13 protein-coding genes are annotated in these 12,481 nt (G+C 69.9%); 9 read left to right on the plus strand and 4 right to left on the minus strand.

Annotation, left to right across the window (positions count from 1 at the left end; translation table 11 throughout):
* Window positions 1-16: 16 nt before the first annotated feature.
* Window positions 17-1,711 carry an MFS transporter gene (locus tag ACFY1P_RS31255; RefSeq protein ID WP_390752521.1) on the minus strand — a complete coding sequence of 565 codons (1,695 nt, stop codon included), beginning with the start codon at window positions 1,709-1,711 and terminating at the stop codon, window positions 17-19.
* Between the two features lie 280 nt (window positions 1,712-1,991).
* Here ACFY1P_RS31255 and ACFY1P_RS31260 point away from each other — a divergent pair, with 280 nt between their 5' ends.
* Window positions 1,992-3,542, plus strand: a complete 1,551-nt coding sequence (locus ACFY1P_RS31260; RefSeq protein WP_390752522.1) for an FAD-binding oxidoreductase — start codon at window positions 1,992-1,994, stop codon at window positions 3,540-3,542.
* 40 nt (window positions 3,543-3,582) lie between these two features.
* On the opposite strand, the gene ACFY1P_RS31265 is transcribed toward ACFY1P_RS31260, so the two are convergent.
* Window positions 3,583-4,038, minus strand: a complete 456-nt coding sequence (locus tag ACFY1P_RS31265; protein ID WP_361521423.1) for a helix-turn-helix domain-containing protein — start codon at window positions 4,036-4,038, stop codon at window positions 3,583-3,585.
* A gap of 98 nt (window positions 4,039-4,136) precedes the next feature.
* On the opposite strand from ACFY1P_RS31265, the gene ACFY1P_RS31270 reads away from it, so the two are divergent.
* On the plus strand, window positions 4,137-5,402 hold the full coding sequence (locus tag ACFY1P_RS31270) for an MFS transporter (RefSeq protein WP_390752523.1): 1,266 nt from the start codon (window positions 4,137-4,139) through the stop codon (window positions 5,400-5,402).
* A 50-nt stretch (window positions 5,403-5,452) separates the two neighbouring features.
* Here the strand turns inward: ACFY1P_RS31270 and ACFY1P_RS31275 are convergent, their stop codons facing one another.
* Window positions 5,453-6,076, minus strand: coding sequence for a TetR/AcrR family transcriptional regulator (locus ACFY1P_RS31275; protein ID WP_361521417.1), 624 nt, complete (start codon window positions 6,074-6,076; stop codon window positions 5,453-5,455).
* A gap of 188 nt (window positions 6,077-6,264) precedes the next feature.
* On the opposite strand from ACFY1P_RS31275, the gene ACFY1P_RS31280 reads away from it, so the two are divergent.
* The 6 genes from ACFY1P_RS31280 to ACFY1P_RS31305 all read left to right on the plus strand — a co-directional run bounded on the left by ACFY1P_RS31280 (window position 6,265) and on the right by ACFY1P_RS31305 (window position 11,065).
* Window positions 6,265-6,477 carry a DUF4287 domain-containing protein gene (locus tag ACFY1P_RS31280; protein ID WP_361521414.1) on the plus strand — a complete coding sequence of 71 codons (213 nt, stop codon included), beginning with the start codon at window positions 6,265-6,267 and terminating at the stop codon, window positions 6,475-6,477.
* 132 nt (window positions 6,478-6,609) lie between these two features.
* A complete protein-coding gene (locus ACFY1P_RS31285) occupies window positions 6,610-7,017 on the plus strand; it encodes a VOC family protein (protein WP_361521412.1) in 408 nt (135 codons plus the stop codon).
* 127 nt (window positions 7,018-7,144) lie between these two features.
* A complete protein-coding gene (locus ACFY1P_RS31290) occupies window positions 7,145-7,432 on the plus strand; it encodes a helix-turn-helix domain-containing protein (RefSeq protein WP_390752524.1) in 288 nt (95 codons plus the stop codon).
* On the plus strand, window positions 7,429-8,982 hold the full coding sequence (locus ACFY1P_RS31295; protein WP_390752525.1) for a helix-turn-helix domain-containing protein: 1,554 nt from the start codon (window positions 7,429-7,431) through the stop codon (window positions 8,980-8,982). Before ACFY1P_RS31290 ends, ACFY1P_RS31295 begins: the two co-directional genes overlap by 4 nt.
* On the plus strand, window positions 8,982-9,557 hold the full coding sequence (locus ACFY1P_RS31300; RefSeq protein ID WP_361521404.1) for a transcriptional regulator: 576 nt from the start codon (window positions 8,982-8,984) through the stop codon (window positions 9,555-9,557). The genes ACFY1P_RS31295 and ACFY1P_RS31300 overlap by 1 nt, the downstream gene beginning before the upstream one ends.
* Before the next feature lie 461 nt (window positions 9,558-10,018).
* The gene (locus ACFY1P_RS31305; protein ID WP_390752526.1) at window positions 10,019-11,065 is read left to right on the plus strand and encodes a serine/threonine protein kinase; all 1,047 of its coding nucleotides are present in this window, start codon (window positions 10,019-10,021) and stop codon (window positions 11,063-11,065) included.
* 208 nt (window positions 11,066-11,273) lie between these two features.
* Here the strand turns inward: ACFY1P_RS31305 and ACFY1P_RS31310 are convergent, their stop codons facing one another.
* Window positions 11,274-11,882 (minus strand): TetR/AcrR family transcriptional regulator, encoded by a 609-nt coding sequence (locus ACFY1P_RS31310; protein WP_390752527.1) that lies wholly within the window; start codon window positions 11,880-11,882, stop codon window positions 11,274-11,276.
* A 100-nt stretch (window positions 11,883-11,982) separates the two neighbouring features.
* On the opposite strand from ACFY1P_RS31310, the gene ACFY1P_RS31315 reads away from it, so the two are divergent.
* Complete coding sequence (locus tag ACFY1P_RS31315) at window positions 11,983-12,369, plus strand: nuclear transport factor 2 family protein (RefSeq protein ID WP_390752528.1); 387 nt, start codon at window positions 11,983-11,985, stop codon at window positions 12,367-12,369.
* The last annotated feature ends 112 nt before the right edge of the window (window positions 12,370-12,481 follow it).

Here is a 12,481-nt window from a genome sequence, read left to right on the forward strand (position 1 = left end):
GGCCCAGTTGTGAGCGTCAGCTCTGGCCGCCGGCCCGGCCCGGTGCGGGAGCGGTCGCCAGGGGAGTGGCCTCCCCGGGCTCGGCAACGTCGGACGCGGCATCAGATGAATGCCCGCTGCCGGACGCCGAGTTGCTGTCGGACGGGAAGTCCGCTTCGGCCCGCGCCGGCTCGGCCTCCGGAGCCGAGACCGGTGCGCTCGCCGGGAGGTGACGCATCAGGCGGGCCGCCAGTGAGGCCGCCCCGACCATGAAGACCAGGCCGACCACCGCCGCCAGGTGCATCCCGTCCGCGAACGCCGCCCGGGAGGCGCCGGCCAGTTCGCTCCGAGCCGGATGCGGCAGCCGTGCCGCCACGGTGACCGCGCCGCCGAGGGTGTCACGCGCGGCATCCGCCGCCCGGCTCGTCAGGCCGGACGGCATCGAGTCGGCCAGTTGTGAGCGGTAGACCGCCGCGCCGACCGCGCCGAGCACGGCGATCCCCAGCGAACTGCCCAGCTCGGTGGCGGTTTCCGAGGTCGCGGCAGCCGCTCCGGCCCGCTCGGCCGGAGCGGCCGAGATCGCCAGGTCCGCGGTGAGCGTCATGGTCCCGACCGTACCCGCGCAGAGCACACCGGCCGCGGTGAGCATCAGGGCCACCGGGGAGTTCGGCCCGACCGTGGTCATCAGTCCGAAGCCGAGCGCGCCCACCAGCAGTCCGCCGGCCATCTGATGGGCGGGGCGGACCCTGCCGGAGAGCACCGAGGACAGGCCGACCGCCACCCCCACCCCGGCGCTGGGCACCAGCGACCAGAGCGAGGCCGCGAGCGGGCTCATGCCCTTGACCAGTTGCAGGTACTGCGAGGTGAAGAGCGTGAAGCCCATCATGGCGAACATGGCGACCGTGTTGACGGTGATCGCACCGCTGAAGGTCCTGATCCGGAAGAGCCCCAGGTCGATGAGCGGATGTGCGGCGGTGCGCTGACGGTGGACGAAGAGTGCGCCCAGCACCAGGCCGGTGGCCAGAATCAGCGCCGGGGCCGGGCTCCAGCCGTCGACGGCCAGTGTCTTGACGCCGTAGACGACCGGCAGGACCGTCGCCAGCGAGAGCCCGGCGCCCGGCAGGTCGAAGCCGCCCTCGCGGGGGGCGCGGTACTCGGGGAGCAGGAACGGGCCCGCGAGCAGCAGCAGCGCCATGACCGGGATGGAGAGCAGGAAGGTCGAACCCCACCAGAAGTGGTTCAGCAGCAGCCCGCCGGCCACCGGCCCCAGCGTGGCTCCGGCGGTGCTCGCGGCGGTCCAGGCGGTGATGGCGGTCTGCCGTTGTCTGGGGTCGTGGAACATGTTGCGGATCAGCGCGAGCGTGGAGGGCATCAGGGTGGCGCCGGCGATGCCGAGCAGCGCGCGGGCCGCGATCAGCTGGGTGACCCCGTGCGAGTACGCGCCCAGCAGGGAAGCCGCGGCGAACCCGGCCGCGCCGCACAGCAGGAGCCGGCGGCGGCCGATGCGGTCCCCGAGGGCCCCCATCGGGATCAGCAGCCCGGCCAGCAGGAACGAATAGCTGTCCATGATCCACAGCTGCTGGGTGCCGCTGGGTTCGATGTCGCTGCTGATGAACGGTACGGCGAAGAACAGCACGCCCATGTCCATCGACAGGACCAGGGTGGGAAGCAGCAGGACGAGGAGCCCTGTCCAAGTACGGCGATCGGCGAGGCCGTTCGGGGCGGCGGTCATGGGGGCGAGAGTACGTACGTCCGATGCGACTGAATAGGACAAGCGTCTGTCTCCGTCGCGTGAGTGGTTCGTTTTAGGGGGGCCTAGGGGGACCGGGCGCGGCTCGGCGCGTTCGCTCGGCTACGCAGCGCGAGCCGCTGGGTCGGTGTGTGCGTTCCGGCCGCCCTTTCCGGCCGTGACGCCGGAACCGATGTGCCCTGCTGGACCATCTGTTTGATCAACGGGGAATGGGCAAGGCGCACCAGCGCATACGCAAGGGCACCAAAGGGGCGAAATCGGCATGGCTATCGGCAGGCGCGCACTATTGGCAGCGGGTACCGGACTGGCGGCGACGGCTGCCTGGGGCGGCACCACGGCGATGAGCAGGGCGGGTGCGGTTGCCGGTAAGGCCGGCGGCAGCGACTGGACCGCTCTCGGCAAGGGCCTCGCCGGTGCTCTCGTACGTCCCGATGACGCCGATTACACCGCTGCCCGTCAGCTCTACAACACGCGTTTCGACGGTTTGCGCCCGGCCGGGATCGCCTATGTGGCGGGGGCTGCGGACATCGCCGCGGTCCTGGCGTTCGCGCGCCGTTTCTCCATACCCGTCTCGATACGGAACGGCGGTCACAGCTACGCCGGGTGGTCGAGCGGCAATGGCCGCATCGTCATCGACGTCTCGCGGCTGAAGAGCGTCCGTACCCCGTCCGCGTCCACCGCGGTCGTCGGTGCCGGTGCCAAGCTCATCGATGTCTACACCGGTCTCGCCGCGCACGGCGTGACCGTCCCGGCGGGCTCGTGCCCCACCGTCGGAGTCTCCGGGCTGACCCTGGGCGGCGGGCACGGCATCCTCTCCCGCGCCTACGGCCTGACCTGCGACAGCCTCACCGGCGCGAGTGTCGTGACCGCCGACGGCAAGAGCGTCGACTGCGACGCCACCCACAACCCCGACCTCTTCTGGGCCCTGCGCGGCGCGGGCAACGGCAACTTCGGCGTCGTCACCGAACTCCGCTTCCGCACCCACGCCGTGGGCGAGGGCGTGACCGGCTATCTCTCGTTCCCCTGGTCCAAGGCCGCGGCCGTCGTCCAGGCCTGGCAGGAGTGGGGGCCGGGCCTGCCGGACGAGATCTGGTCCGCCTGCGACCTGTCCGCCGCGGCGGGCGGCACCCCCCGGATATCCGTCGCCGCGTTCACGATCGGCTCGCGGCAGGACATGGAGAACGCCTATGACCGACTGGTCGGCAAGGTGGCCAAGGCGAGCGGTGGCCGCTCCGGCATCGGGTCGGTCAGCCTGCGCAGCCACTCCTTCCTCGACACCGTACGCGCCTACGCCGGCTGCGGGGACAGGTCCACCGACCAGTGCCACCTCCCCGGCAAGACGCCCGGCCGTGTGCCCGCGGGGAAGCTGGAACGCGAGACGTACGTGGCCCGTTCGGACTTCTTCGACCGCTCCCTGGACACGGCGGGCATCCGTACCCTGCTCGGCCAGCTGGAGCGCTTCGGGAAGGGGGTCAAGGGCGGTGGTGCATCAGTGCAGTTGACGGCGCTGGGCGGTGCGGTCAACCGCGTACAGCCTCTGGCGACGGCTTTCGTCCACCGGCGCCAGCGTGTGCTGGCGCAGTATCTGACCTCGTGGGCGGCGGGCGGTGCTGGCCAGGCACAGACGGCCTGGCTCGACGGCATGCACACGGCCATGCGCCCGCACGCCTCGGGGGCGGCGTACCAGAATTACACGGACCCGGGCCTGAAGGACTGGCGCAAGGCGTACTACGGGGACGCGGCGGACCGCCTGGCGAAGCTGAAGCGGCAGTACGACACGCAACGCGTCTTCGACTTCCCCCAGGCGCTGTGACACCCGCGCACTGAACGGGGTGGGGCCGGGGGCAACAGCCTCATGGGCGGGCGGAGACCTTGTGGACGGTGGTGTCGTCGGGGTCCAGCCGCCGCCCGTCCGCGGAGAGCACTTCCAGGGTGCGCAGGGGGTGTTCCTGCCGACGGTCGACCAGCTTTGAGTGCGGTTCACCGGGGGCGAAGAAGTGCTCTTCGCCCCACTGCCGCAGCGCCACGATGACGGGGAAGAGCGCCTTGCCCTTCGGGGTCAGTACGTACTCGCGGTAGGCGCTGCCGTCCGAAGCGGGGACGGTTTCGAGCACGCCGCCGGCCACGAGGGCGCGCAGGCGCGCGGTGAGGATGTTCTTCGCGACGCCGAGGCTGCGCTGGAATTCGCCGAAGCGGCGGCTTCCGTCGAAGGCGTCCCGGACGATGAGCAGGGACCACCAGTCGCCGATCGCGTCCACGGACCGGGCGACGGGGCATTCGCTGTCGTCGAAGCGCGTCCTGGTCACCATGGCACCCCTCCCTCTCGTAACGGTTGCAACATGCTACCAGGGGGCTTACTGTCGCCACTGGTAGCAAGTTGAAACCGAAAAATGGGGAGGGGTTGCCGATGCCCGGCAACGGTGAGGCTCTGACACGACGGTCCGAGGCTCGGACGGGGGAGGCACCCGCACCGGGCCTGCCCCGCGGTGTCGTCATACTGTTCGCCGTCGCCTGCGGGGCCGCGGTGGCCAACGTCTATTTCTCCCAGCCGCTCCTGGTGACCATCGGCCACGACCTCGCCATGAGCCCGGCGCTGGTCGGCAGCGTCGTCACCCTCACGCAGACCGGATACGCACTGGGCCTCTTCCTCCTCGTGCCGCTGGGCGACGTGACCGGCCGCAGGCGGATCGTCGTGGCACAGTTACTGCTCCTGGCAGCGGCGCTGACGGTGGTGGCTGCCGCCCGTACGGCAGTGGTCCTGCTCGTCGGCATGGCCGCGACGGGGCTCCTCGCGGTCGTCACACAGACGCTCGTGGCCTTCGCCGCGTCACTGGCTTCTCCCGCCGGGCGCGGACGAGTTGTCGGCCTGGTCACCAGCGGAGTGGTCATCGGCATCCTCCTGGCCCGCACCGTGTCCGGGCTCATGGCCGATCTCGCGGGCTGGCGCTCGGTCTACCTCGCGTCGGCGGCGCTCACCGCCGTGCTCGCCCTCGTCCTGCACCGGACGCTGCCCCGCCACGGCGACGCCCCGCCGGCCGGCCTGCGCTACGGGCAGCTCCTGCGCTCCACGGTCACCCTGTTCGCACGGGAACGACTGCTGCGGCTCCGGGCCCTGTTCGCCCTGCTGGTCTTCGCCGCCTTCAGCACCCTGTGGAGCAGCATCGCGCTGCCGCTCAGCGAGGCCCCGTACTTCCTGTCCCACACCGCGATCGGGGCGCTCGGACTGGTCGGTGCCGCCGGCGCCCTGGCCGCGGCCGTGGCGGGCCGCCTGAACGACCGCGGGCTCTCGCGGCGGACCACCGGCATCGCCCTGGCCCTGCTCGCCGTCTCCTGGCTGCCGTTGGCTTTCACCCGCAGTTCACTGTGGGCCCTGCTCGCCGGGGTGATCCTTCTCGACCTGGCCGTACAGGCGGTCCACGTCACGAACCAGACCCTGATCTACGCGCTGCACCCGGAGGCGGGCAGCCGGCTGATCGGCGGGTACATGGTCTTCTACTCGGCCGGCAGTGCCCTCGGCGCCATCGCCGCGACCTCTCTCTACACGGTGGCCGGCTGGGGCGCTGTGTGCGCCCTGGGCGCTGCGTTCAGCTGCCTCGGCTTCGTGCTGTGGGTGTTCACACGGCACAGCGTCCCGGACCCCGCCACCAAGGCATCTGCTCGCACCGGAGGCTGACGGCCTGTTCGTTGAGGCCGGCTTGAGCGCGCAGGTGCCCGATGTCGCGGCTATCGGCGGTAGGCGGCGAGGAAGGCTCGGGCGCCTGCGGTGGCGTAGGTGTCGAGGTCGTTCTGGGAGTGCTGGGGGCTGCCGTGGAACATGGCCTTGTTGACGGGAATCCACAGCAGCAGGCCGGCGAAGTGGTTGGCGGCCAGGTGCGCGTCGGTGACGCGGAGGAGACCTTGGTCGGCGAGATACCGGAAGGTGTCGGCCAGGGTGGCGAGGACGCGTTCGAAGCCCTGCTCGTACCAGGCCGCGCCGAGTCCGGGGAAGGTGTCGGCGTTGGCGATGATCAGGCGCCGCAGCTGAAGCACCTCAGGCTGGGTGAGGGCGGTCAGCAACTGGCGGGCCAGCCGCGTCAGGTCCTCCTCCAGTGTCCCGGCGTCGGCCGGGATGCCGGCCACCAGGTCGACCATGGCATCGACCCGGTCGGTCGTGGCCAGGACGATCTCGGCGAACAGCTTCTCCTTGTCCGCGAAGTGCTTGTAGACGGTCTGCTTGGAGACCGCGGCCTGCTTCGCGATGTCGTCCATGCTGGTCCCGGAGTACCCCTTGGTCATGAACGCCTGGGTCGCGGCGTCCAGAATCGCCTCGCGCTTGCGCGCCGACCGGCCCCGCTCGCTCGCTTCCATCGGCAACCTTTCGGTACTGGACAGTCTAGTTCTGTCGTGGCTACTCCAGCGCTCGTCTTCACGGGTACCACACCGTCCAGTTCTGCCGTCCGGGGAACCGCACGACCCGGCCATCGGCGACGGCCAGCGCCCGCTCCGCATCAGCACAGCGGCAATCACGATCACTACGGATGGATCAGGACACCATCATGACCACACCGGTAAAGGGCCCCGCCAGTTACTTCCCCTCGATCGAGAAGAAGTACGGACGTCCGATCATGGACTGGAAGGACCTCATCCGCTCCTCGCCCCTGACCAGGCACATGGAACTCGTCTCCTGGCTCAAGACCGAGCACGGCCTCGGCCACGGACACGCCAACGCCCTTGTCGCGCACACCCTCGCCGAGGACAGCGGCAAGTAACCTGCGCCTGCCGTGCGATGTCCGGAAGCGGCGCTCGACCCCCGAATTGATGGTGTCCGTGGGGTGCGATGTCAGAGGCAGACCATAACCTCGTCTTCGAAGAGCTGACACCAGCACTCGGAGGGCAGCGCTATGGCCTCGGCACCACAGAAGATCACCACATTCCTCATGTTCGAGGGCAGGGCAGAGGAGGCACTGGCCTTCTACACGTCGCTGTTCGAGGACGCGGAGGTCGTCGACATCTCACGCTACGGTGCCGACGGCCCCGGGGAAGCGGGCGCGATCCAGCGCGCCACCTTCGCGCTGGCCGGACAGCGATTCATGTGCATCGACAGCTACGTCAAGCACGACTTCGGGTTCACCCCCGCGATGTCGCTGTTCGTCGACTGCGACACCGAGGCCGAGCTCGACCGCCTCTACCACGCCCTCGCCGAACAGGGCACGGAACTCATGCCGCTGGGCTCGTACGGCTTCAGCGCGAAGTTCGGCTGGGTGAACGACCGGTTCGGCGTCTCCTGGCAGCTCAACCTGCCCGGGTGAACGAAGTCCAGGACCGGACAGTGGTGATTCCGTCACGGGCGCGCTCTTGAGTATGAGGCGCTCACCGGGACATGGCCCGGCTCCCGTGTGATGCGAATATTGCATCGCTTCTAGGTAGGGTCGGGGGATGGGTTCGGGTTTGGAGGAGTCGTTGCGGTTGACGGTGGCGGCGTTGATGCAGGCGACGGGTGAGTCGCAGCGGTCGGTGGCAGAGGTGCTGGGCTTGACGCAGACGCAGGTCTCGCGTCGGCAGTCGGGTGCGATCTCGTGGAGCCTGCGCGATGTCGATGTCCTGGCCGGGCATTACGGCATGGGCGCGCTGGAGTTGCTGTCCGGGCCGACGAGGGCCTGTGAAGCCCTGCCCGAGGACCGTCGCCGCAGCGCCAGGACCGTAGCGAAGGGGGCGGGCCGGTGAGTGACTTCGACGCGATCGATTCACTGCTCGCCGCTGTCGGCCCGGAAGCCGAGCTCCCCGCCCCCGGGGTGCGCCGCGAGCTGCGGGAGCAGGCCCGTTTGTCCAAGGCGCAGGTGGCCCGGGCGCTGGGTGTGAGCCCGTCGACGGTCGCGGGATGGGAGGGCGGCCGGGATCCGGCGGGGGAGATCCGTACGAAGTACGCGTACCTGCTGGACGGGCTGAGCGCCAGGTTCGCCACTGAGGCCGAGGTCGAGGCCGTGTCGGTGGCTGAGGAGTCTGCGGTGCCGGGCACCCCTGTGGCGGCCGGTACGTCTTCGCCTTCGCCGGAGCCCGAGCTGGGCGGGGATGAGGTGGAGGCCCTCGCTGCGGCGGAGCCGTGTGTGCTGTGCGGCCGTCCGGCCCGGCACCGGGTGGCGGGGTTCGCCCAGCACCTGGATGCGGCCGACTGCCGGCCCGCGACCGCGCCCCAGGCGCCGGCCGCGCCCGCTCCGGTTGCCGAACAGCCCGCGCAGGCTCCGAAGCCGCCCTCGCCCACGGCGCGCCCGCAGCGTTCCCAGGGTCCGGCCCGTCGCGCGTTCCAGGAGCCGTCCGGCCCAGGGGACTTGATCGGCCAGGCGGTCCAGGCCGCGCTCGCCGAGCACCAGGGCGACGTCGAGGCGGCCACCGCCGCGCTGTTGAAGCGTGCGATCCCGGATGCGATGCGCCTGCTGGACGAGACCCGCAAGGGTGCCCGCTACGACGTGATCGCCCACCCGTGGATCCCCGACATCCTCAAGAAGCAGACATCCCGCGGCGCCGACCAGATCTGGGAAGCCCGCCCCAAGTGGACCCGGAGCGAACTTCCGCCCGGCCTCCACGAGGTGACGGCCCTCGACATCAACGGCGCCTACCTCTCCGCCCTCAAGACCCACCTCCCACTCGGCCAGCTCGAGCACACCACCGGCCTCGCCCACGACCGCCGCCGCGCCGGGGTGCACCTGATCACTCCACCGGAGTGGGAGCACGAGGATGTGCTGCCCAACCCGATCGGTAACAGGGACGAGCCGGGCCCGCTCTGGGTCACCGAGCCGACCCTGCGCCTCCTGCTGCGCCTGTCCGGTCCGAAGTACGGGCTGTGCGCGCCGCCGGAGGTCCATGAGTCGTACACCTCCGGTGCCACGGAGAATCTCCTGGAGAAGTTCCGCATCGCTCTGAAGGACGCCCGGGACACCGCGATCGCGGAGAACGACGAGGTGACGCTGGAGTATGTGAAGGCGATGTACTCCAAGTTCGTATCGACGATGGGGGAGTCGAACTACAACCGGGAGCTGTACCGGCCGGACTGGATGCACATCATCCGTTCGCAGGCGTTCGCGAATTTGTGGCTGAAGGCGCTCAAGGCCCATGACGAGGGCCTCGCGGTCGTCCGGGCGATGGGCACCGACGAGCTTCACGTGATCGGTGACTGGCGCCGTGTCTTCTCCGAGGGCCGTGGTGTTACCGAGGTCAAGGTGAAGGACACTTACACCGCTGGAACCGGCACTGAAGTCACGGGGGAGGAGGGGGAGTAATGCCGGAGAGGAACATCGATTTCGGGAAGTTCGGTGCCCGTGGGATCAGGGGCAGCGAAGCCGTGGCGCGCAAGCTCGACGAGCTCGCGGGCGGCATCGCGACCCCGGTGACCGTCAGGCGTGGCCTGATGGCACGTCTGCATTACCTGACGAGGTCGGAGAAGAGCCGGCAGGCGGCCAGGGACGCCGGGCTGACGGTGACAGAACGCACCCTGAAGGCATGGCTCGAGGGCAGACGCCGCCCCTCGAAGACCAACCTGGACCGCGTCGACGCCGCTTACCGCGCGGTACGCCGCCGCAACGTCGCCCGCCACCTCACCGCCCGCCTCAACCGCGAGGGACGCGGCACCCGGGTGGAGATCCACCCTCTCAACCAGTCCCAGGTGCCGCGGCCGTTGCAGCGGGTGGTGGAGTACCGGACGATGAACGTGCGCCGCTGGGACAAGATCGTCGATTCCTGGGCAGTCGGCGACTATCAGGGCCTGGACGATGCCTGGACCACTGACGTCCTCCCGGACCTCGGTTCTCAGTGGGGTCAGTACGAGTACGTCACCAACGTAGGGTTCGCCGCATAACGGGCGTAGTGGCCAAGGGCCTGGGCTCATCGCTGGGCGTCGCCGGCCCTGCTGGGCGGTCAGTCTTCCCCGATCCAGTTCAGCTTTCGGTCCGCATCATGGTGAGCTCCGGCATGGCCTGCCGGCAGGCCACACGCCGGCCATCCGAATTCGTCCATGCGGTTGTCCGGGCCGAGAGCGGCGCAACGGGGCTCATCGGGCGAGGGCGCGCTGTTGATCATGCTGTAACTTTCGCACACTCAGTCCACCGCATCAGGGCGAGGACGCTCAGTGGGGACCCCGCCGATCCCCCCTCTCGCGCGGCGGGTGGGGAAGGCGCCAGACTTGTGCTCCCTCGCCCTTTCCCGCTGACGGAGGGCGGGCGGTGCGCGGCGTACTCCAGGGGAGGGTGGGTGAAGGTCGGTTCGTGGAATGAGTGGGATCCGCTGAGGCATGTCCTGGTGGGCCGGGCTGATGGCACCATGGTGCAGGCGCCCGAGCCGGCGGTCGTCCGGGACTGGCCCGAACACGGCTTTCCCCGCGGCACGTACGGGCCGTTGCCGGAGGAGATGACGGCCGCGGCCAACGAGCAGCTGGACGCCTTCACCCGCATTCTCGAGGCGCGCGGTATCCGGGTCGACCGGCCCCGGCCGCTGGACTTCGGCCGGCCGGTCGCCACTCCTGAGTGGTCACAGAAGAGCATGTTCGGTGCCATGCCGGTCCGGGACGTCCTGGTGGTGATCGGGAACGAGCTGCTGGAGGCGACGATGTCGTTCCGCAGCCGCTGGTTCGAGTATCTCGCCCACCGGCCGCTGATCGAGTCCTACTTCCGGGCCGATGCGGACATGCGCTGGGAGGCGGCTCCCAAGCCCCGGCTGACCGAGGCGTCGTACCGGCCAGGTTTCTGGAAGGAGTTCGCGGCTCTGCCGTACGAGGAACAGGTCGCCCGGGTCAGGGCCGGGGAGCTGGTGCTGACCGAGGCCGAGCCGCTCTTCGATGCCGCGGACATCGCCCGCTGCGGCAAGGACCTGTTCGTCCAGCGGTCGCTCGCCACGAACGCGGCTGGGGTCCGCTGGCTGCGGCAGCATCTGCCGGAGCACCGTGTGCACGGGGTGACGTTCGAGAACGCGCACCCCATGCACATCGACGCCACCTGGGTGCCGCTGCGCCCCGGTCTCGTGCTGCACTGCGCCGAGCGGCCTGCCGAGGAGGAACTGCTGCACCATCTCGAGGTCAACGACTGGCAGGTCGTCCAGGCCGCCACTCCTGGGCGTACGGACCCGCCGCCGCTGTCGGCGTGCAGCCGCTGGCTGTCGATGAACGTGCTGGTCCTGGACCCCGGGACGGTCTGTGTGGAGGCGAGTGAGACCGCGCAGATGGAACAGCTCGACCGACTGGGTTTCGAGGTGGTCCCGGTGCCGTTCTGGGATGTGGCCCCGTTCGGCGGCGGGCTGCACTGCGCCACGCTCGATGTCCACCGTGAGGGCGTGCTGGAGGACTACTTCCCCAGGCGGTCCGGCAGGTTCTGAGGGTGGGGATCAGTGGCCGTGGTGGACGTCCAGGCGGTGTCGCTGAACACGGCGACGTTCACCGACCTCCGAAGATCGGAAAAGACACGCCTGCGCGCGGTCTGCTTGAGCGGTCCGCTTCCGCGGGGCTCTGACACGGTGAGCGACTGCCGCGGCACCAGCCGCGGCTCACACACTCAAGGCCGCTTCCACGGGACCGCCCACCTCGTCACCGCGCGTGCGAGCCCGGGGCCGGCGTCGGAGGGGCGGCATACCCGGATTCGTACAGCTCGGTGACGAGGCCGCGTGCGTAGTCCTCGTCGGTTTCCGGGATCGAGAACACCACCCGGAAGTAGAGGGGTGCGACCACGTGGTCCAGCACTCGTTCCAGTGGGGGTGTGGCCTCGCCCCGCCGGGCCGCGGCGTCCAGGGCGGCGTGGAAGCGGGTGCTGACGCGCTCCAGGCACTCGCGCAGTCCGGCTCGTCGCTCGTCCACGTCCGGTGCCACTTCGGCGCGGAAGAACGCCACGCCTCCCGGCCGGGAGAGATCGGTGAGCGTCCACAGGGCGGCCTGTTCGAGGTCCTTGCGCAGATCACCGAGCAGCTCCGGCGTCCCCTCGTCCTGGCGGTGGGCGGCCACGTCCGCCAGGAGGGCGGAGGTTGTCCCCCAACGGCGGTAGACGGAACTGGGGTTGACGCCGGCGCGGCGCGCCACCGCAGGGATGGTCACCTTCTCCGTCCCGACTTCCTGCACCAGGTCCACGGTCGCCCGGTGCACGGCGGCGCGTACGCGGGCGCTCCGGCCTCCGGGACGGCTGTCTTTGCTTTTGGCGGGCATCCTCTCATCCTAAAGCAACGGGTTGCGCTTTAGCGGCCGGCCCGCCTAGAGTTCTTAAAGCGGAGACCACCGCTTTAAGAACTCTCCTGAGGGGAACCCGATGGCCCGGCACGAGCTCCAGTACCAGCTCGGCAAGACGTTCCACGCCTGTCTCACCGCCCGCGACTGGCAGGGCATCCGGAACCTGCTCACCGACGACGCCACCTGGACACTCCCCGGAGACAACGTCATCTCCGGCACGGCGGAAGGCGCCGAGGCGGTCGTGGAGCGGGCGAAGAAGATCGCCTCCTACGGTGTCCGCTTCGAGCTGCTGCACATCCTGGTCAGCCCCGAGAACATGGCCCTGTCCCTGCACAACACCGCCCGCCGCGGCGAGGTCCGGCTGGACGAGCACCTCTCCACCGTCTGCCGCCTCCGCGACGGCAAGATCGCGAGCATCGAGACCTACCTGTCCGACGTCCCCGGCATGAACGCGTTCTTCGTCTGAGAGCCTGGCTGGGCCCCCGGCGGCGCCGGGCAGAGGCCGCCGGACAGGGGTCGCCCGGTGCGGATTTGCGTCGGGTCGGGGGCGGTGTGCGACAGTGGGTTTTCCGGTTCGC

Origin of the sequence: Streptomyces sp. NPDC001407 (assembly GCF_042895325.1) — a bacterium.
Taxonomy (GTDB): domain Bacteria; phylum Actinomycetota; class Actinomycetes; order Streptomycetales; family Streptomycetaceae; genus Streptomyces.